Source organism: Labrenzia sp. THAF35 (genome assembly GCF_009363595.1).
In the GTDB taxonomy this organism is placed as follows: Bacteria; Pseudomonadota; Alphaproteobacteria; order Rhizobiales; family Stappiaceae; genus Roseibium; species Roseibium algicola.
Window position 1 is genome coordinate 3,130,774 of sequence record NZ_CP045380.1, and the last position, 20,607, is coordinate 3,151,380.

Annotated in this window: 16 protein-coding genes; 5 read left to right on the forward strand and 11 right to left on the reverse strand. The window is 60.1% G+C overall.

The window, feature by feature from the left end; translation table 11 throughout:
- Positions 1-35: 35 nt before the first annotated feature.
- The 3 genes from FIU93_RS14265 to FIU93_RS14275 are packed head-to-tail and all read right to left on the reverse strand — an operon-like array spanning position 36 to position 1,623.
- Positions 36-563: a tail fiber protein gene (locus tag FIU93_RS14265; protein WP_023000405.1), complete on the reverse strand. Its 528-nt coding sequence runs from the start codon at positions 561-563 to the stop codon at positions 36-38.
- 10 nt (positions 564-573) lie between these two features.
- Positions 574-1,092: a tail fiber protein gene (locus FIU93_RS14270; protein ID WP_152505954.1), complete on the reverse strand. Its 519-nt coding sequence runs from the start codon at positions 1,090-1,092 to the stop codon at positions 574-576.
- An 18-nt stretch (positions 1,093-1,110) separates the two neighbouring features.
- Entirely contained in the window at positions 1,111-1,623 is a 513-nt protein-coding gene (locus FIU93_RS14275; RefSeq protein WP_023000407.1) for a tail fiber protein, read from the reverse strand.
- A gap of 609 nt (positions 1,624-2,232) precedes the next feature.
- Between FIU93_RS14275 and FIU93_RS14280 the strand changes: the two genes are divergently transcribed.
- Complete coding sequence (locus FIU93_RS14280; RefSeq protein ID WP_173017330.1) at positions 2,233-7,116, forward strand: choice-of-anchor D domain-containing protein; 4,884 nt, start codon at positions 2,233-2,235, stop codon at positions 7,114-7,116.
- Positions 7,117-7,170: 54 nt separating this feature from the next.
- Here FIU93_RS14280 and FIU93_RS14285 read toward each other — a convergent pair whose 3' ends face one another.
- From FIU93_RS14285 to FIU93_RS14315, 7 genes are all read right to left on the reverse strand, one after another.
- The gene (locus FIU93_RS14285; RefSeq protein ID WP_152505956.1) at positions 7,171-7,923 is read right to left on the reverse strand and encodes an ATP-binding cassette domain-containing protein; all 753 of its coding nucleotides are present in this window, start codon (positions 7,921-7,923) and stop codon (positions 7,171-7,173) included.
- Positions 7,920-9,131, reverse strand: a complete 1,212-nt coding sequence (locus tag FIU93_RS14290) for an alanine racemase (RefSeq protein ID WP_152505957.1) — start codon at positions 9,129-9,131, stop codon at positions 7,920-7,922. The genes FIU93_RS14285 and FIU93_RS14290 overlap by 4 nt, the downstream gene beginning before the upstream one ends.
- A 14-nt stretch (positions 9,132-9,145) precedes the next feature.
- Positions 9,146-10,099, reverse strand: coding sequence for an ABC transporter permease (locus tag FIU93_RS14295; RefSeq protein ID WP_152505958.1), 954 nt, complete (start codon positions 10,097-10,099; stop codon positions 9,146-9,148).
- Positions 10,100-10,166: 67 nt separating this feature from the next.
- Positions 10,167-11,234 (reverse strand): substrate-binding domain-containing protein, encoded by a 1,068-nt coding sequence (locus tag FIU93_RS14300; protein WP_055655587.1) that lies wholly within the window; start codon positions 11,232-11,234, stop codon positions 10,167-10,169.
- A gap of 137 nt (positions 11,235-11,371) precedes the next feature.
- On the reverse strand, positions 11,372-12,427 hold the full coding sequence (locus FIU93_RS14305) for a substrate-binding domain-containing protein (protein WP_077292318.1): 1,056 nt from the start codon (positions 12,425-12,427) through the stop codon (positions 11,372-11,374).
- A 24-nt stretch (positions 12,428-12,451) separates the two neighbouring features.
- Positions 12,452-13,732, reverse strand: a complete 1,281-nt coding sequence (locus FIU93_RS14310) for a M20/M25/M40 family metallo-hydrolase (RefSeq protein WP_152505959.1) — start codon at positions 13,730-13,732, stop codon at positions 12,452-12,454.
- Entirely contained in the window at positions 13,732-14,946 is a 1,215-nt protein-coding gene (locus tag FIU93_RS14315) for an ROK family transcriptional regulator (protein ID WP_082444494.1), read from the reverse strand. Before FIU93_RS14315 ends, FIU93_RS14310 begins: the two co-directional genes overlap by 1 nt.
- A 529-nt stretch (positions 14,947-15,475) precedes the next feature.
- Between FIU93_RS14315 and FIU93_RS14320 the strand changes: the two genes are divergently transcribed.
- The 4 genes from FIU93_RS14320 (at position 15,476) to FIU93_RS14335 (ending at position 18,678) form a co-directional block, all read left to right on the forward strand.
- Positions 15,476-15,958: a hypothetical protein gene (locus tag FIU93_RS14320; RefSeq protein ID WP_152505960.1), complete on the forward strand. Its 483-nt coding sequence runs from the start codon at positions 15,476-15,478 to the stop codon at positions 15,956-15,958.
- Positions 15,930-17,510, forward strand: a complete 1,581-nt coding sequence (locus FIU93_RS14325; RefSeq protein WP_152505961.1) for a terminase — start codon at positions 15,930-15,932, stop codon at positions 17,508-17,510. The genes FIU93_RS14320 and FIU93_RS14325 overlap by 29 nt, the downstream gene beginning before the upstream one ends.
- A 44-nt stretch (positions 17,511-17,554) precedes the next feature.
- On the forward strand, positions 17,555-17,986 hold the full coding sequence (locus FIU93_RS14330; RefSeq protein WP_152505962.1) for a hypothetical protein: 432 nt from the start codon (positions 17,555-17,557) through the stop codon (positions 17,984-17,986).
- Between the two features lie 74 nt (positions 17,987-18,060).
- Positions 18,061-18,678 carry a hypothetical protein gene (locus tag FIU93_RS14335; protein WP_023000419.1) on the forward strand — a complete coding sequence of 206 codons (618 nt, stop codon included), beginning with the start codon at positions 18,061-18,063 and terminating at the stop codon, positions 18,676-18,678.
- Here the strand turns inward: FIU93_RS14335 and FIU93_RS14340 are convergent.
- Complete coding sequence (locus FIU93_RS14340; protein ID WP_286202357.1) at positions 18,675-20,291, reverse strand: radical SAM protein; 1,617 nt, start codon at positions 20,289-20,291, stop codon at positions 18,675-18,677. The two genes, FIU93_RS14335 and FIU93_RS14340, sit on opposite strands and share 4 nt — an antisense overlap.
- Between the last annotated feature and the right edge of the window lie 316 nt (positions 20,292-20,607).

The window sequence follows — 20,607 nt, forward strand, 5'->3', positions numbered from 1 at the left end:
GGCGGCCTGGCCTGTCCGGCAACGTCCTGCATTGGTTAGCCGCGGGAGGGGTAAAGCCCCTGGAGCGCAATAATGAAGTTCAGCGTCAGATACGGCTGAACATTGTCGTGTGACTGGCTGCCGCCGGTGGCGGACAGCGTTTCCATGGCCATGTCGACCTGGTTCGTCTGAGTGTCCGTGTGGTAAAGCGAATCCAGGCCGGAGCTGGAAAAGGACGTCGATGACGAGGGGCCGGGAACGCCGCCGCTGCCACTGGTTGCTCGTGCCGTATGAGAATGTGAGGGGATCTGCGCTTCCGTCAGGGTGACGGTCGTAACACCAACCTTTTCCCCCAGTCTGCGGGATGTGAGGCCAGGGCCTCTGCCTGGATGCATTGGGGCACGGCCCTGCAGATCCGGCAGACCCATGGTGCTGCGTCCATCGCCTCCGTAGGTCGTTCCAATAAGCGAGAACAACGCCGTGTTCTGGGAGATGGGAAGGAGCTGGCCGTCACAAAAGGCCCAGCTTCGAGGGGCGAAATTGCCTGCGAAAATTCGGATTTCAGCGATAAAGGGTTCCGACATGGTTCGCCTCCTAATGCCTGCTGGGGTAAACGCCGTAGAGCGCGATGATGAAATGCACGCATATTGTCGGCATCAGGTTGGTGTGCGACCGGGAGCCGCCAGAGTTTGAAATCATGTCTTGCGCCATGGAAATGTCCTGACTGGCATCGGCGTAGAAGCTCACGCCTGCACCGGCTGCCGGAACATGCGTCGCGGGCGACGTCTGGTCGGCCAGGCCGGTGTTGGCATTGAAGCCGTGCGAGTGACTGGCAAGCTGGTTGACCGTGAGCGTTTCCTTTTCCGACCCGCTTTTGGAGCCGAGCCGCCGCGGGCTGAGGCCGGGGCCCGTGCCCGCGTGCAGTGGAATTCGTCCGCGCATGTCCGGCAGACCGAATGTGGTTCGGCCATCTCCGCCGTAGATGGTTCCAAGGAGTGAAAACAGGGCATCGTTTTGGGAAACTGCCAGCAGCTGACCGTCGCAGTAGGCCCAGCCGCGCGGTGCGAAATTACCCGCAAACATGCGGATTTCACCGACGAAAGGTTCAGACATTCTATGTCCTTTCGGAGATTAGTTGCGGGACGGAAACAGGCCTTGAAGGGCGATGCAGAAATTGAGCGTCAGGTAGGGCTGCATGTTGTTGTGCGCCTGCCCGCCACCTGCGTTGGTCACGGTCCCTGATCTCATCTGCGTCATCGTGCCGACTTCGTAAGGCCGATAGGCCTTGTCCGGTGCGATTTCGGATCCAAACAGGGCCATGTTGGGCGTTCTGCTGTTTCCTGCGGTGGAGACCGCTTTCACCGGGTGGGAATGTTCCGGGATTTCAGCTGCCGTAAGTGTGACAGTTTCCGCTCCCCCCTTCTGGCCGAGTTGATATCCGGCGCCCTCGTGGATCGGCGTCCGGCTGCGCAGGTCGGGCAGGGCGAATGTCGTCCGCCCATCTCCGCCATAGGTCGTGCCCAGCAGCGAATAGAGCGACTGGTTCTGATTGATCGGCAAAATCTGTCCGTCGGTAAAAGCCCAGCCGCGTGGCGCGAAATTGAAGCCGACAATCCGTATTTCGGCGAGAAATGGTTCTGACATGTTTCCTCCCGTTGCTTCCGAAGGAAGTTTCGGTCTTGCAGATGTTGTCTGGATTTCCTGCTCTTGCGAATCACAGGTTGCATGAAAGAGAAATTGGACTCAAATTACGTTACAACCTTCACACACATGTATTTCAAAATGCAATTATAAAATTCCGAAATCAGTTCCTGAATTGTTGAGTGTTCGTTACTGGAAATAGTGTTAAAGATCGCCAAACTCTGCAATTTTTAAGGGAATTATTCGCCTTAAAGAGGATGAAAGCCAATTCTGACCAAATCTTTCAACCATAGTTAGAATTTGTCAGAATTGAATCCTTTTTCCTGACGCAGATGTGGTCAGTCAAAAATGTGATCGGATTTGCGCTTGAATTCTATTTAAGTTTGAGCGTAGTAGAATTTAAACCAAAGATTGTTTTGATAAAAATCACGTTATAGTTGTGTTTGGCAGCTAACAAAAACCGGGCCTTCGAGCCTTGGCTCTTTCTTTTTGGGGTGCAGCGACCGTGGTTCGCTCTGTGGTGATTTGATGATTTGTGACGTATGGGGAGCCAGGCTCAGCAAAGCCGCGCGCGCAGGCGTCTTGTTGCGCTTTGTACAGCTGGCGTTTCTGATGCTTTTTCTGGGAGCCGTACCTGACGACGCGAAGGCGGCCTACACAGACTGTCCAAGCAATTCTGTCCCGCTCGATCCTCTCGTGTTGAACCTCACGCTGGATGAATGCACGCGGGAAAGTGGCATCGGACCTACGACGGCGGACGACGACTGGATATTGATCCAGGATCAGGGTTCTGGAAGCAGTCTCACCAATTTCGATATCAACAATGGTCCAAACGACCCGGGGAATGTACTCTCGTATTCCGTTACCAATGGAACGGATACCATCAACGTAACGTCGCCTGGTATTCAGACGATCGATTGTACCACGACATGCACAATCACCGGATCCTACGGTGCTACAGGCATTAATTTCACCTATCTTGATGCCGGTTCCAGCGGCGAAGTTACTCCACCGACGACGCCTCCAACATTCACCCAGGCATTCGCCCCCAGTACGATCGTGGCAAACGGCACCTCGACCGTCACATTCACGATCAACAACTCTGCGAACGGTGTGGACGCGACATCTCTCGATTTCACCGACAACTTGCCTTCGGGAGTGACCGTTGCCTCTCCGTCGAACGCTGCCACAACGTGTACCGGTGGCACACTCACGGCGACCAGCGGATCGGGTGTAATCAGTTACACTGGCGGAACCGCTGGGGCGGGTGCGACTTGTACCGTCAGTGCCGATGTGACGTCTGCAAGTGACGGAAGTTACGTCAACACCACAGGTGATCTCACATCATCGCTGGGAAATTCCGGGACGTCATCTGCCACGCTGACGGTTGCCTCTCCTGAAATCAACGTTCAGGGCAACGGGGTAAGCATTGCCAGTGGGGACACGACCCCTTCGGCGGCAGATGATACCGAATTCGGCAGCGTCTCTGTTTCGAGCGGTACAAATCCAAATACCTTCACAATCCAGAACACGGGTAATGGAACGCTCTCACTGAGCAGTGTGACGTCCTCTGACAATGCACAATTCGCTGTGTCGGGGACAACGGCCGGTTCGATACCGTCTTCGGGATCTGTAACCTTCACGGTCACCTTCGATCCGTCCGCGACGGGCTTGCAAACGTCAACGATTACGATCGTCTCGAGCGACGCGGACGAGAGTCCCTATACGTTCAGTGTTCAAGGAACAGGCATTGCACCCGAGATCGACGTCCAGGGAAACGGTGTCAGTATTGCCAGCGGGGATACGTCTCCGAGTGCGGCGGACGATACCGACTTCGGGAGTGTTGCGGTTTCGAGCGGATCTGTGGCGAATACGTTCACCATCGAGAGCACAGGAACCGACACGCTGACGCTTACAAGTGTAACGTCGTCGGACAACACGCAGTTCGCCATTTCCGGAACGACAAGCGGTTCGATCGCATCTTCGGGATCTTCGACCTTTACCGTCACTTTTGATCCCAACGCCGGTGGGAACCAGACTGCGACGATCACCATCGTTTCCGATGACATCGATGAAGGGACTTACACGTTCACGGTACAAGGGACTGGTATCGCGCCAGAGATCAACGTTCAGGGGAACGGGACAAGTATCGTCAGTGGCGACACGACGCCGTCCGCAGCGGATGATACCGACTTCGGCAACGTTTCGGTTGCGAGCGGATCCAACGCAAATACGTTCACGATCCAGAACACCGGAACAGATGCACTGACGCTGACGAGCGTGACATCTTCGGACAACACGCAATTCGCGATATCCGGCACGACCAGCGGCTCGATCGCCGCGTCGGGGTCTGTGACCTTCGCGGTCACTTTTGATCCCAATGCCCTGGGAACGCAGACGTCGACAATCACGATTGAATCCAACGATCCCGACGAAGGAACATACACCTTCACCGTGCAAGGCACGGGTGTGGCTCCGGAGATCAACGTCCAGGGGAACGGCACGAGTATTGCCAGTGGTGATACGACGCCGTCGGCTGCCGACGACACCGACTTCGGCAGTGTTTCAGTTTCCAGCGGAACCAATGCGAATGTCTTCACGATCCAGAACACGGGTACGGACACGCTGACGCTGACGAGCGTGACATCCTCGGACAATACGCAATTTGCGGTGTCCGGCACGACGAGCGGTTCGATCGCAGCCCTGGGGTCGGTGACCTTCACGGTCACCTTTGATCCCAATGCTCTGGGGACCCAAACGTCGACAATCACGATTGTCTCCAACGATGCCGACGAGGGAACCTACACGTTCTCGGTACAGGGCACGGGAACGTCCACTCCGAGTTTCACGCAGTCCTTTGCTCCAGCGACTATTCTGGCAGGTGGAACCTCGACGGTTTCCTTCGTCATCAACAACTCCGCCAATGCGGTCGCGGCGACCTCGCTGGATTTCACTGACAATCTCCCCGCAGGATTGACAGTAGCCACGCCTGCAAACGCCTCAACCACCTGTACCGGGGGAACGATAACGGCGACGACAGGTTCTGGTGTGATTTCCTACACGGGGGGCACCGTTGCGGCCGGGGGCAGCTGTTCCTTGAGCGCGGACGTTACCGGCTCCACAGATGGTTCCTTCGCGAACACAACTGGAGACCTGACCTCCAGCCTTGGAAACTCGGGAACGTCTTCAAGCACTCTGACGGTTGCTACACCCGAAATCGACGTGCAGCGTCCTGCAGGAAACTCTATTGCGGATAACGGTACGGATGCTCAGGGAACAGTAAACGTGGGAGACCAGCAAACACTGGTCTATACGATCGAAAACACGGGTACCGCGACGCTTACCCTGACCGGAACGCCGACCAGTGCCTCGGCAAGCAATGTTTCGGTCGATTCAATCTCCGCGCCAGGGCTCACAACGCTCGCAGGCGGCGCATCGACTACCTTCACTGTTCTCTACACGCCGAGTGCAATTGGCAATTTTTCGTTCGAACTCGATATTCTCAGCGATGACGCCGACGAACCCACGTATGACATCCTGGTGAGCGGTACCGCGATTGGCAGTCCGGAAATCGAGGTTACATCGTCGACAGGCAATGCTGTATCGGACGGGGGGACAGACACCGTTCCCGGAATTGTCATGCCGGGAACAACGTCAACCATCACCTACACGATCACGAACACCGGGTCGGCCGTCCTGAACCTCACAACTCCAACGGTTGGTGCGAATGTTACCGGCACAAGCAACGTCACAGTCAACAGCTTCACATTGAGTTCCAACACCGTAAGCAGCGGTGGTGGAACGGCGACGCTGGCTGTGGCCTATACGCCAACAGCGCCTGGAGCGTTCGGGTTCGACTTCAACTTCGCCAATGACGATGCGGACGAAAACCCCTTCAACGTATCGGTGAGCGGGACGGCAAGCGGGGCGGCGGCGGCGCTGTCGGTCGTGTCGGGATCCGGGCAAAGTTCCGAAGTTGGAACCCGGTTCGAGGCAGTTCTCGTCGCGAAAGCGACAGACGTCAACAACAACGCTGCTGCAGGTGTCAGTGTAACATTCACTGCGCCAGCTGGTGGTGCGTCACTGACATTTGCGAGCACGGGCACCAACACGGAAACGGTGACCACCGCTGCGGACGGAACGGCGACCAGTTCCGTCATGACCGCAAACGCGGTTGCCTCGTCCTATAACGGCGGTGGTGCTCTCACGCCATATGCGGTGACGGCGAGTGCCACGGGGCTGAGCAGCGTCAGCTTCTCTCTCACCAATGACCGGGACGCATCGGCCGATATCCAGAAAACAAAGGAAGTGATTGCCTCCTTCGTGACAAACCGGGCCAATGCGATCGTGTCCGGACAGCCTGATATCGTCTCGCGCCTGACCAGCGGCCCCTTTGGGCGGCAGCGTGGGCGCAACGGGTTCAATTTCGACGTTACGCCCACCTCGCAGTCCGGAAACTTCCAGTTCTCCCTGCGCGCCTTTGCCAATTCTCTTCAACAAGGTGGTGGCACTGGAAACAATGCGGCAATGGCAGGAGCCGGGAGCGGCGTTCGCGCGGAGAATGCCGAGCCGGAACGGTACGCGGTCTTCGACAATTTCACCTCCTCCGGCACGATGAGTTACACGGCCGTCGGTCCGCAGGTGATGCAGGACGATACCCTCGCGATCCTGAGCGGTACCAATGGAGATGCACCTTCCGGCGGCGAGGATAGTGCCGAGTGGCAGTCGGGATGGGACTTCTGGGCCCAGGGAACGTATGCAATTACCGACAACAACAGCAGCAACAGCAAGACCGGGCTGTTTTTTGCCGGGGTCGACTATCGCTACAAGGACCGGGCCGTTCTGGGCTTGTTGGGGCAGCTCGACCTGACCGAGGAAAGAAACGGTGCCGCCGATACCTCCGCCGACGGCGTCGGCTGGATGGCTGGCCCTTATGCTGTTCTCCGGGTTCATCAGAATTTCTACCTGGATGGCCTGGCGACGTATGGCCAGTCCTACAACACCGTGAACGCGCTTGGGCTTTTCGAAGATGATTTCAGAACGCAGCGGTTTCTGTTGCAGGGCGGTTTGACTGGCGACTTCAAGCTCAGTGAAACGACCAGGGTCAGCCCATTTGCCCGCATCACCTACTACTACGAAGAACAGGAAAGCTACACGGACACATTGGGGCGGCTGATCCCGTCGCAGGATTTCGATCTGGGGCGGCTCGAGTTCGGACCAAAGGTCTCCTGGGACCTGCAGTTGAACGAGCTGCTGTTCTCGCCGTTCCTGTCGCTCTCCGGGATCTACGACTTCAACAAGTTGCAGGACGATACCCCGACGGATGCGACGCTTGCCTCTTCCGATGAAGATCTGCGGGCACGTGTGGAAGCTGGCGCGGGCCTGCTGGTGCCCGGCCGTAACATCCAGATTTCCGGGGAGGGCTTTTACGACGGGATCGGGACGTCCGACTTCCGCTCGTATGGTGCGACGCTTAACGTCACGATTCCGTTCTGATGTGAACAATCAGCCTCCGGCAGTTGCCGGAGGCTGATTGTTCTGGTTGAAGGTTCAGGCTGCCTGGCCGGAAACGCCGGTGATCATGGAGACGATTTCGTTCTTGTCTGTCTCGCTGGTCTTGCGAACGCCGATCTGCTGACCACGGCGCAGGACGCAGATGCGGTCGGAGAGGCGGAAGACCTGATCCAGGCTGTGGCTGATGATCAGGATGGCGAGGTTCTTTTCCTTCAGCGATGCGACGAGCTGTTCGACCTTGGCCGTTTCCGCGACGCCGAGGGCAGCTGTCGGTTCGTCCAGCAGAACCAGCTTGCTGGCCCAGTGGGTGGCCCGCGCAATGGCTATGCCCTGGCGCTGGCCGCCACTGAGGTCTCGAATGACAGAGCCGGCGGAGGGGATGCGGACATCGAGTTCGTCGACCAGCTCCTGGCATTCCCGGCGCATGCGCTTCTTGTCGAGCAGCCCGAGCGGCGGCTTGGTCAGTTCGCGGCCGAGGAACATGTTCATGTAGACCGGCTGCTGGTCGGCAAGGGCAAGGTCCTGGTAGACGACCTCGATGCCGAGACTGCGGGCCGAGCTGGCGTCGGAGAAGGATGCCGGCGTGCCGTCCAGCAGGATGTCACCCGAGGTTGGCTTATGGACGCCGGAGACGATCTTGACCAGCGTTGACTTGCCGGCGCCGTTGTCGCCGACAAGAGCAACGATCTCTCCCGCGTGAAGGTCGAGTGAGAAGTTCTCGATGGCGACCACGCCACCGAAGGCCTTGTGGATGTTCTTCAGGGACAGAACGGGATTGTCGGCGGTCATTGCTGGAACGCTCCCGGCCAGGAGACGGCATCTCCGAAGCCATTTTCGATTGTGGTGACGGCAGGCGTGCCAGCGCTGACGCCGGAAATGCCGACGACAAGCGCCCGTGTGACGAAGGCCTGACCGCGGAAGCCGAAGACCACCGTGTCACCGGCGCGCATGGGTTTGGGCGAGGTGGCGTCGATCATCGCGTAATAGTCGATCGCGGAATAGTCAGGTATTTCGACCTCAAGCAGATCAGACTGGCGGGACGTCGGCTCCGAGGAGACGAGGGCCTTGACCGGGTACTTCGGGAAGACCGGATCGATGTAGAGGCCACCACCGAAGCAGTAGGCCTTGCCGCCGTGGTGGTGAGAGACTTCCGAGAGATAGAGCACGGCCGGATCTTCCGGCAGGTCTTCCACAGCATGAAGAGGTGTCGTGCCGTGGAGACCGTTGCCCGGTTCGCACTGGGTGGCACCGGCTTCGGCAAGGGCGCCGAGCACTGCGGAGGACGTGGTGCCAGGAGCGTTGATCTCGATACGGCCGCGACCTGCGCCTGCCAGTGCTTCGGCGGCGCGGGCGAGGGTCGACAGGTTCGGCGTCGGCTTGACCTTGCGCGTTTCCAGATCGAAAAGCAGGGTGGGGAAGGTCGTGATGCCGGCAAAGGCTCCACCTTCCAGGGCATCAAGCTGTTCTGCCACGGCGACAATGTCTTGCGCGTCGAAGCCGCCTTCATGGCCACGATAGAACGTGTCGCCCTCTGTCTGGATCCGGGCGAGCAGGTTCTGTGTCCTGCCGGCGGACTTGGCGGCAGCGGCAGCTTCCTGTGCTTTCTCAGCCGAGAAGACCGTCCAGTAATCCGGTTGCAGTTTCGCGCCGGCGAAAGCTGCTTCCTGCCTCGGAACCTGGACCAGGTGGCCGAGATGTCCGGTCTTGAGGCCAGCCCGGTCGCAGGCGAGGGCGCAGGCCATATCGACTGCAACGGATCTTTCGATACCGCCGCGCATGACCGCCTGGCAGAAACCGGAATGGCGTCCGACCTGTTTGGTCATGGCGAAGGTTTTCAGGCCGTGCTTGTCGGCCTCTCCCTTGAAAAGGCGAGCGTTGCGTTCGACCGCGTCCAGATCGAGAACATAGGCATTGGCAGGGATCTTGCCGGCCTGATGCAGCGCCATGGCGGCTTCGATGAAGGCCGGATTGCGGCGCATGAGAACGTCGAGAAACATCGTGGTCCTCCAGGTTACCGGCTGGTGTCGCGCAGGGAGACGGCGACTGCGACGAGAATGATGAGACCGCGGACGATCATCTGGTCGGAGACATCAAGCCCCATCAGGATCAGTCCGTTGTTGAGCATGCCCATCAGCAGCGAGCCGAGCAGGGCGCCGATGACGGAGCCCTTGCCGCCATTGAGGGCGGTGCCCCCGACGATCACGGCGGCGATCACCGTCATCAGGTCGCTTTCGCCGAGCGTGTATTTGGCAGCCTGAAGGCGGCCGGCGTAGAGCAGGCCGGCAAGCCCGGCCATGGCGCCGCACAGCGTCAGCACGCTGAGGCGGATGCGCGGAACCTTGATGCCGGAAACCTGGGCGGCGCGGGGATTGTCGCCCGTTGCCACCACATGGGCGCCAAAGCGGGTGTTGCGATAGACGATGTGGCCGATGACGACGGCAGCGATGGTCCAGATGACCAGCGAGGGGATGGAGAACAGGCTGCCGGAGCCGAAGATGCCTGCGAAGGTGTCATTCAGCACCGGGATCGAGCGCAGGTCCGTCATGGAGCGGGCGATACCGGCGAAGAGGCCCATGGTGGCCAGCGTCACCAGGAAGGACGGCAGGCGCAGATAGGCGACAAGGATGCCGTTCATGGCGCCGATCAAGGCACCGGCACCGATGCCGGCGATGATGCCGACGATCATCGGGTAGCTTTGCAGTGCAAGCGCTGCGGCGAGAGCCGAGACAGCAACGACTGAGCCGAAGCTGAGGTCGATTTCCCCGGCGGACAGCGCGAAGACCAGACCTATGGCCATGATCGTTGCCGGTGCGGTCTGCAGAACGATGTTGGTCAGGTTGCGGGGCGACAGGAAGCCGACGTCGTGAAGGGTGAGAGCAAAGAAAAGAAAGATTCCGAGAAACCCGAAATAGATCACGCCTTGCTTGTAATCGAGTTGTCTTAGTCTCGAAACCGCCTGGGTCATGGATTGCCTCAAGTTCGAAGAGGTAGGTGACGGCAGGCCGCAAGGCGCGGCCTGCACGGAAAGGGATTTACTTGGCTGCTTCGGCAACGCTTTCGGGCGGATCCATCTTCATGGACTTGTTCCAGCCTTCGGTGACATTATCCGTGCCAACCGTGATGGCGTCGACCACCAGGAACGGATCGACGGACTTGCCGAGAAGGCTGGCCGCAGCGGACCGGGCGGCGTAGACGCCGATGCTGTAGGCTTCGTCCGCGATGATTGCCGCGGTGTTGCCACCCTTCAGCATGTCGAGGGCAACCGGCTCGTTGAGGTCGATGGTGACCACCCTGGTGGTGTCGTTGCCCTGCTGGCGCAGAACCGAGAGGACGCCGAGGGCTGGTTCTGCCCACGGCGTATAGATGCCGCCAAGATCCGGGTTCCGCGACAACATCGCCCGGGCGATGTCTTCGGCGTTTGCGGGATCGGTCATACCGGACTCGATGGCGATTTCCATGTTCGGAAACTCGTTTTCGATGGTCCATTTGAACGCCTGGTCACGCTGGTTGGTGACCGGGAAATCCGCATCGTGGAACATGTAGCCGACCGTACCCGTCTCGCCCATGGACGCAGCGAGTGCCCGGGCGGCCTTTTCGCCGATCTGAACCAGGTCGGCGGAGACGACGGTGACATAGTCCTTGCCATGGGTGAAGCCGTCGACGGCGTTGTCGACGAAGACAAGCTTCACGCCGGCATCGCGGGCAATGCCGTAAACGGTCTGTGCTGTGGTCGGGTCGATCGGCAGGGATACGATGATCGACGGCTGGTTGGCCATGATCGTCTCGACGTCGGACTTCTGGCGAGCTGAGTCAAAGCCGGCGTCGGTCTCGGCAACGACCTTGATGCCGAGCCGTTCGAACTCGTCCTTGGCGCCGCGTGCGACCGCGTTGGACCAATCGTAGAGCTCGTGCCAGGCAAAGGCGGCCGTGTAGTTGCCTTCGGCCACTTTCGCGACTTCGGCATCGGTCAGTTCGAGCGTTGCGACCGGGGTCGGGGCTTCGCCCTTCGGGCCAACCGTTTGCGGGCGGTCAGCAGCCGAGGCCAAGGCGGTCATGCCGACCAGCAGTGTCGACGCCAGGAGTGTCTGTAACTTGAACATGCGACTTCTCCGTAAGGTTCGGTATTAACCGTCGGAAAGACGGTGTTGCTTCTCGGAGGTCCGTGCGGGTTTTTAGAATTGTTGTGAGGACCTGTTGGCCGGCAGGCTGTGATGGGGCAGCCTGCCGGAATGCCGGGTCAATTCGCGGAGGTAACGCTTGCCGGCGGGTCGATGTTGAGGGACTTCTTCCAGCCCTCGGCAACGTTGTCTGCAGTCACGGTGATGGCCGGTGCCGCGATGAAGGGCGGAACGTCCTTGTCGACGAGGCGCAGGGCTGCGGCAGCTGCCATGGCGCGGCCGAGTTCATAGGCTTCGTCCGCAACAATGGCTGCAACGTTGCCGCCGCGGACCATGTCGAGAGCTACCGGCTCGGACAGATCGAGCGTGACGATCTTGGTGTCCTTGTTGCCGTTGGCACGCAGGGCTGCGAGCACACCTTCGGCCGGACCGGCCCAGGTCACATAGATGCCGCCGAGATCCGGGTTCTTGAGCAGCATGGCGTTGGCGATTTCCTCGGCGCGAGCCGGGTCGCTGATGCCTTGTTCCGCAACGATCTTGATGTCCGGATAGTCGTTTTCGATGGTCGACTTGAAGGCGTTGTCACGCTGGTTGGTCACGTAATAGTCGGCGTCGTGGAAAATCCAGCCGACGGTGCCCTTGCCGCCCATGGCGCTGGCGAGCGCGTCGGCAGCCTGTTTGCCCATCTGGTAGAGATCGTCGGTCACGATGGCCGCATAATCGCGCGGGTGCTCATAATCGGCGGGCAGGTTGGACAGGAACACCAGGGAAACACCGGCATCGCGGGCTTCCTTGAAAGCGGCGGCGGATGTGACCGGGTCAAGCGGTAGCGACAGGATGATGTTCGGTTCCTTGGCCATGGCCGTTTCAACGTCGCTGCGCTGCTTGGCGGCGTCAAAGCCGGCGCTGGTGGTTGCGACAACCTCGATGCCCAGGCGCTTGAACTCGTCCGTTGCACCGGCTGAGACTGCGTTCACGAAATCGGATTGGTCGTGCCAGAGCAGGGCGGCCTTGTATTTTGCGTCCTTGATGGCGGCGACGGCATCGTCGGGAACCGTCACCTCGGCGGAAAGCGTCGCCGCTTCGCCCTTGGGACCGACCGTCTGGGCCATGGCGGAGACGGACATCAGCCCGAGAAGGGCGGATGTCGCCAGATGTTTGACTAGCAGTTTCATTTCTAACCCTCTGTTATGTTTGGTTCAGTCTGCTTCTTCTTCCAGGCCGCAATAGTCGGCCACGAACAGCGCGAAAGCCCTGACGGCTGCCAGATAGCTTTCCACCTCGATGCGCTCTTCGAATGTGTGTGCGACGCTGATGTCCCCAGGCGCGCAGTAGACCGCGGGACACCCGATCTCGTTGACAAGAAAGGGAGATTCCGACCAATAAGGTGCGCCGCCGATGGCGCCGCCGGATAGGTTCTGGCCGTTCGTGGCGACCTCGACGCAGCGGGACAACTGCAGGGCGGCGGGGGTTTCGCGGGAGATCTCGACGGGTGAGCCGCCGAAGCGGTGATCACGGCCGGCGGGGTACGCAATCCCGATGCCGATGCCGTCGGCCACTGGAGCCGAACGGACGACCGCTTCAAAGGCGGCGACCGCCTCATCCAGGTTCTCGCCGGGGCGGAGCTTGCGGATCAGGGAGAGCTTGCACTCGCCCGGAACGGCAATATAGCCGCCGCCATTGATATGCGTGACGAGGATGGAGGAAGCGCCGACCAGATCGTGCTTCGGTCCTGCTGCCAGTTCCGCCTCATGTTGCCAGAGGTTGCCCAGAATTGCGTGGGTTGCCTTTAGGGCATCGACGCCAAGCTCCGGCGTGCCGAAATAGGCGGATTTGCCGGTTATGGTGATATCGGCAATGAAGAAACCGATCTGGGCCGTATAGACATCCAGCCTGGTCGGTTCGACATAGACCGCGAAATCCGGCTTTGCGATGGTGCCGTCCTTGACCCTTTTGACGAGATCGTGCGCGCCGGCGCTGACGCCGGTGCCCGGTTCGCCGCTTTCCTCATCGCCGATGAAAGCGAAGGAGAGGCCGCCGGCGGGACGGTAGCCTGCCTTCTGCAAGAGCCTGAGGCCGCCAAGTGCGGCGCAGATGCCGCCCTTGAGATCGCAGGCGCCGCGGCCCCAGATCTCACCGTCTATCAAGGCGCCGCCGAAGGGACTTTCCTGCGGCTTGCCCTGCCAGGCTTCCTGCCAGCCGCGCACATGCACGGTGTCGGTGTGGCCGACGAAGAGGAGGTGGGGGGCATCGTCACCGGTGACCGGCTGGTGCTGGCCCCAGACGTTGAGGCGGCCGGGCAGGAATTCGCCGGAGCCGGTTTCAAGACCGAGCGTTTCCATTTGCGACTTCAGGAAGGTGGCAAAGCCGGTTTCGTTGCCGGTGACGCTGTCAATCGACAGTGCGCCGCGAAGCAGGTCGATGTCGGCGTCCCGGTCCTGCGTGGCCAGCAGCTTTTCATGCAGGTTTGAGGAAACCATCAGGCCGCTCCCTTCTTGAAGGTTTCGATGGACGGCGGCGGAACGGCGATTTCAACGCCCTTGAGGCCTTCGGTGAACAGCGACAGGTGCAGGCGGGAGAGGGCGACGGAGGCACCGCCGGCAAGAGCTGCGTGATTGCCGAGGGTCGACTTCTCGATCAGCACCGGACGCGGAAAGCATCTGGAAATGAATTTGCGGACATTGCCGAAGAGCTCGTCCCGTGTGCCGATGGAGCCGCCGATGACGATGCAGGACGGGTCCATGACCGCTGCCAGCGCTGCCATGACGCGGGCGACCTGGCGGGCGATCTCTTCCAGCGTTTCTGTGGCGGCAGTGTCGCCTGTGTTTGCGGCGTCGAAGATGTCCGGCACGTCCAGTGTTCTGCCGGTCTTGCTTTTATAGAGATCGGTGATGGCGTGGGTGGCGGCGACACGTTCCAGGGCACCGACTTCCAGGCTTTCCGGTTCGAACGGATCAGCGCCGAAGGGCAGGTAGCCGATTTCACCGGCAGCGCCGTTCATGCCCCGGTGGAGCTGGCCGCCGATGACGATGCCCGCACCGATACCGGTGCCGATGGAGACGTAGATCAGGTCGTCCTTGTCGCCGCGTTTGGTGAGCCAGTGTTCGCCCAGGGCAGCAAGGTTGACGTCGTTTTCGATAAAGACCTCGATGCCGAGGATCTCCCGCCAAAGACCGGGGGCGTCGATGTCGCCGATGCCGGGGATGTTCGGGGCCATGCGGATGTGGCCGGTAGCCGGGTCCGGAGCGCCTGGAACGCCAATGACGGCGACACGAGGCAGCTTGAGCGAGGGGCTGGCTTCGGTCGCTGCCCGGCGGATGAGGTCCGCGACCTGATTGACGACGGCAATGCCGCCCTGCCTGTCGGTCGGCTCCACCAGCTCCGAGACGACGGCCCCGGTCAGGTTGCAGATGGCAACACGGATCTTGGTGCCGCCGAGATCGACGCTGGCAACGGATGCCGCATCCGGCACGATTTCATAAACCACGGCACGGCGGCCGATATGGCCTTCGGTCTGGCCAACCGTGCGCACCCAGCCTTCTTCTTCCAGATTGCCGACGATTTCCGAAACCGTCTGTTTCGACAGGCCGGTGATCTTGGAGACGCTCGCCCGGGAGATCGGGCTGTAGCTGGCAATCGCCTGGACGATGGCACTCAAGGACATGCGTCTGGAGATGTTCGAGGGGTCTGCCAAGGCTACGCTCCATTAGTTCGTTCTGTCACCGAACTAATTAGATTTTGAGACACGAGTCAAGCGGTGCATTGAAAAATCGGGAGAGATTGAAAGCAGGTTGAGGGGGGGCGGCGAGAGAAAAACGATGTCTGAGTAATCGAAAAGACAAGCGAGTGAAGGCAGTTGCGGGTGGGGCGGCAAGAGCCGAAAAAAATGATCCGATGCGCACAACGGAGGCAGTCACCAAGTTCCTGTTTGCAAGGGTGCTTTTGAAAAATGCGGTCTAAACAGTGGCTTCAGACATTGGGGCGACGTGGACAGCTTCGACAAAACCGGGCAAAAAGGGGCTTCCTTATTTTACCGTGGATCAGTGTGCCCAAGAGGCCTGGTACCGGTTTTCCGCTTCTTCCCAAAAATCAAAGACAATTTCAGCAAGGCGCAGGCTTTTTGCTTCTGGTGCTTCGAACGCCGGGGCCAAGGACCGGCGATGGGGAAGCTGCGGACCGTGTCTTGAACTGACCTCCAGACGACTTGCAGGAAAGTGCGACCCATGACTTTGCCAGAAGGGGGCGGCAACGCGCTGAAGTGGCCGACAGCCAGAGCGCGCCGGAAGGTGTGCGCGGAGTTTTGCGCGCATATTGCCGCCGGATATTCGATCGACAGTTTTCCGGACGCCGACCGCCGGACGATCCGCTATTACGCTGAACAGTTTCCCGAGGACTTTCCGCCCGCAAGGCTGGAAGAAGCCGCCCGGCGCGGCCTTCTGGAGTGGGAGCGGATCGGCAAGGACGGCGCAAGGGGAGAGCTGGCGAAATTCAACGCCAGCGCCTGGACCTTTGCCATGAAGAACCGTGCCGGCTGGCGGGACCGGACGGAGCCGGAAGCATGGCCGGTCTGGAGCGGGCCGGAAGACAGCCAGACACTCGAGACATTGAAACCGCGCAGCTCGGAGGAAATCGCTCTGGGCGTGATGGCATTGCTGACCGGAAAGGATATGCCAAAGGATGGCGACCGCCCTCGAAACGCTGATTGACCACATCGACCGGATGCCCGCGGACGAGCGGGTTGCCTTGCAGAAACAACTGGATGAGGCGGGCGTGCTGGACCAGTTTTCCGTCTGGCGGCCTCAGGCCGGACCGCAAACGGAAGGTTATTTCTCAAAAGCCGATCTGACGCTTTACGGCGGCGCGGCGGGCGGCGGCAAGACGGACCTGATTGCCGGGCTGGCGCTGTTTGCCCACCACAAGGCAGCGATTTTCCGTCAGTCGCTCAAGTCTCTGAAGGGCTTGAGCGAACGCATGAACGCACTGATGCGCCAAGCGGGCATGGGCAAGATTTCCGGCAATCCGCCAAGGTGGACCGGGCCCGACGAGCGGCTGATCGAATTCGGGCATCTGGGGCTGCCGGGGGCGGAAGAGGACTGGCAGGGGCGCGACCATGACCTGAAAGCCTTCGACGAGGGCGCGCAGATGGACCCGCGCAAGATCATCTTCGTGCTCGGTTGGCTGCGCACGACGCGACGGGGCCAGCGTTGCCGCGGTTTGATTGCCACCAATCCGCCGCTGGGCGGGCAGGGGGATTACCTGAGCGACTGGTTCGCGCCCTGGCTCGATCCGCTGCATCCGCTCTACGGCAAGGTGCAGCCGGGCGAGATCCTGTGGGCGGTGTTCATTGACGACGGCGATGCCATTCGCACGGTGTGGGTGGACGGGCCGGAGCCGGTGGAGATCGAAGGCGAAGTCCGCACCCCAAAGAGCCGGACCTTCATTCCCGCGCGGCGGCAGGACAACCGTTTTCTGGGAACGGACTACGATGCCCAGCTCGACCAGATGCCCGAGCCGATGCGCACGGCGCTGAAGACCGGAGACTTTCTGGCAGCCCGGCAGGACCACGAGTGGCAGGTGATCCCGTCCGACTGGGTGGACCTTGCCTTCGAGCGATACGACCAGCGCATCGATCGGGACGAACCGATGACGGTGCTGGCGGTGGACGTTGCCCAGGGCGGGAAGGACAGGACGGTGCTGCAGCCGCTGCATGGCCGGCGCTTTGAAACCAACATCGTGCGCAAGGGCACCGACACGAAGGACGGTGCGGATGTCGGTTCGCTGATCATCCGCGAGCGGCGCGACAATGCGATGATCGTGGTGGACTGTACCGGTGGCTGGGGCGGGGACACGGTTGGCTTCCTGAAGCGGGAAAACAACATTCCGGCGGAAAAATGCGTCTTCTCCGCCCAGTCGGGCGAGAGCGCGAAGGACAGCAGGATCCCGTTCTACAACTTGCGCGCCGAACTTTACTGGCGCTTGCGCGAGGCCTTGCACCCCAAGAGCGGGCTCGGGCTGGCAATCCGGCGTTCGGCGACGGTGAAGGCGCAGTTGACCGCGCATCGCTGGAAGATGCGAAACGGAAAAATCCTGATTGAGAGCAAGGAAGAGATCAAGGAACGGCTGGGCTCTTCCCCGGACGAGGCGGATGCGATTGTCGAGGCATTGGGATGGAAACAGAAAGCGGAGCTGAAGAAGGTTCTGAGAACCGAGGCCGAAAGCCGGATGGCGCCACTGGGCGACCCGCTGGACGGTTTCTGATCCGCGACCTTTGCCTGCGGGATGCCAGCTTCATTGCGGCCAACATGCGCGATCAGGACCTGCGCGAGATCGCCTGTCTGTGGAAGGAATGGGACACGCGCGCGCTGGCGGCCTGCGCGTTGCGGACGGCGGTGCCGGGCATGGTGTGGTCGCTCTGGTACGACGGCCAGCCGGCGGCGGCCTATGGCTTCAGCCGGGCATCCGCCTTCGATCCGGACCACTGGCAGGCCTGGGCCTTCGGCACGGACCGATTCCGCCGATGTGTGCCGGCGATCACACGGCACTTGCTGGATATCCGGCAGATTGTGGAACGGGATTGCCGGCGGCTGCAGGTGATTACGCTGGAAAATCATGACATTGCCCATGGCTGGATTGAGGCGCTGGGCGCAACACGGGAAGGGCGGCTGAGAGCCTATGGCCGGGGCGGCGAGGACTTTTATGTCTACGCCTGGGTAAGGGGGGACAAGCGGCCATGAGCGTTGTTCGAAACCGGGAAGGCTGGTAGCGTCCGGCCATTGCTATTTTGACGTTTTTATCTGGAGGCTCAGCCTTGTCTTCATCCAAGGACGATCTGCCCGTCGGGCAGATGACGAAACATTTCGCAGGCAATATCTCTCAACTGAATGCCATCGTTCTGTCCGATTATCGCAGGACCGAGGAAAACATCGGTTATCACAAGGGCCGCCTGGACCAGGGTTTCAAGCTGCTGGTCCTCAAGCACTTGCCGTTGCCGGAAGTGTTCGAGTTTCAGGGCACGACCTTGCGATCAGGCGGGCGGTATGGCCTGCCGGAGGAAACGCAGGAGGCGGACAGGCGACGCGCGACCGTGCATGACGGCATTCTGGCGGACCGCGGCGCTGCGGGATACCGCGATCTGCAGACACGCGCCCTGAGCCTTGCAACCGTGACCGGGCCGAAGCGGCTGGTGAAGGTCATGCCCACGATCCGGCATGACGAACATATGGCCCCGCGCGATCAATATCCGATGGGCGGCGGTTTTCTGCAGTGGGACCTGAAGAAGCCCGGCTTGCCGTTTTTCTGCGCGGCGCATTTCAAACCGGGCGGCACGGTGGTGACCGTGGACGGCATATTTCAGGTGAACTCGGACAACTTCCTCGCGGACTATCCGCAACGCGAGAAACTGCAGAAGTATCTGCAGACGATTTAAGCTTTTGCCACCTTCGTTCCGCGCGCGCGCTGCTTGATGCCTTCCATTTTCCGATGGGTGGCAACTGCCTGACGGCCGCCGCGGGTCGCGGTGTAGAGTTCCAGCGTTTCGAACTCGGCCTTTTCCACCGATGCAATTGCCTGATCGGAATAGGCGAAGCGGTTCGGATCTGACCAGAGTTTCCTGATGAAACGCAGATAGCGCCAGCGGGTGGCAGTCAGGATGGCAAGGTTCCGCAGGGTTTCGAGATAATATTTCGGATAGAAGACCAACGGATTTTCCAGAGGCAGACCCTGGCGGCGGTCCTTGCGGTATTTCAGTCGCAGAAAGCCACCATCGAGCGAAAACACATTGTGCAGCCGGGACGCGGTTCCGTAAATGATCAGCCGATTCATGGTGGCGATCTTCTTGTTGCTGCCGAGGGCGGCAGCCCGGCGCAGTATCGTGCGGCAATGGTCCGGTGAATAGAAGCTGGCCCAGGCATCCAGATAGAGCTTGTCCAGTTCCTCCCCGGGCAGGTTCGGATGGCGGATGACATTGTGTGTGAGGTCGTACCGGTTGAGGTCCGGATGGATCCAGGTGCCGGCGGCGACCGCATCGCGGTGATCCTCCGAGCCGGGCAAGGGCGTCAGGATGGAGAGCGACAGGATATCGACGGCAAGCTCCCGCTTGAGGACGTCGATATCGTGAAGGACCGAGGCGCGGGTGTCGTTGGGAAAGCCGATGATGTAACCGGCGGTCAGGATGACCGGGTGTTTCTTCCAGGCCAGGAACATCTCCCGGTAGTCGGTGATCTTGTTTTGCCGTTTCTTGGAGCCTGCCAGATTGTCCGGATTGATGTTTTCCAGGCCGATAAAAACCTGATCAACACCGGCACGTACGCATTTCTCGATAAAATTCGGGATCTTGTGACAGAGGGTGTCAACCTGGATGATCAGCGTGAATGTGTGACCTTCGTCTTCCCGCATGCGGATGAGCGTGTTGAGAAAGGCTTCCCAGTTGCGATTTCGGGCGAAATTGTCGTCGGTGACAAAGAACTTGGTGACCCCGATTCTTGCGTGGTCGCGGATGATATTCTCCAGATCCTCCGTCGATCGGAACCGGCTGCCGCGCCCCTGGACGTTGATGATGCAGCAGAAGCTGCACTCGAAGGGGCAGCCACGGCCGAGATCGAAACTGCCATAGCCAAGAGTCGATTTTTCGACCTGCGCCCGATCGACAACGGGCACCGGCTCACCGGGCAGGGACGGCAAGTCCTTCAGGTGATCGTAGATGGGTTTCAGCTTGCCTGCATAGGCGTCGCGCAGGACCGGGTCGAACCGGCCGCCTTCGGCCTCGCCCAGAAAAAAACTGATGCCGAGATCTGCGGCTTCGCGCATATCGGCAGGCATCTGCGGCAGCATGGCCATGCAGCCGGTGATGTGAAAGCCGCCGATGCAAACCGGGAGGCCGGCCAGGAGAAATGGGCGAGCAAGATCGACAGCTCTCGGAAACTGGTTGCTCTGGACGCCGGTGAAGCAGATGAGGGCCTTACCGCCCCGCCGCTGAATACCGGCGATCAACTGATCCGGTCGGATGCGGCTGTTGCCTTCGTCAATTGCCTGGATGATCATTTTCACCTCAGGCCCCAGAACCTGCCTATGTTCGCAATCCCTGGAAATTCCGAGAAGACAAGAAAGTGAATTGGCCGGTATCGAAGTTTTGTGCCAGTGAATCGGATAGCCGTTGTCGTCATATTTCGTTGGCCTGATAAGAACCAGGTGAAAAATATCCGGTTTCATGGCTTTCCCCGCCGGTTGAATTATTCAAAATCAGGCTAACAAGGATCCGGTTCGGAGGAAATACTTAGATTACGTTTGGGAAGGTTCTCGCATTCGGGAAATATGTCCATGGTCCGCCGCTTTGATAAGTCTGCTGGGACAATACTCC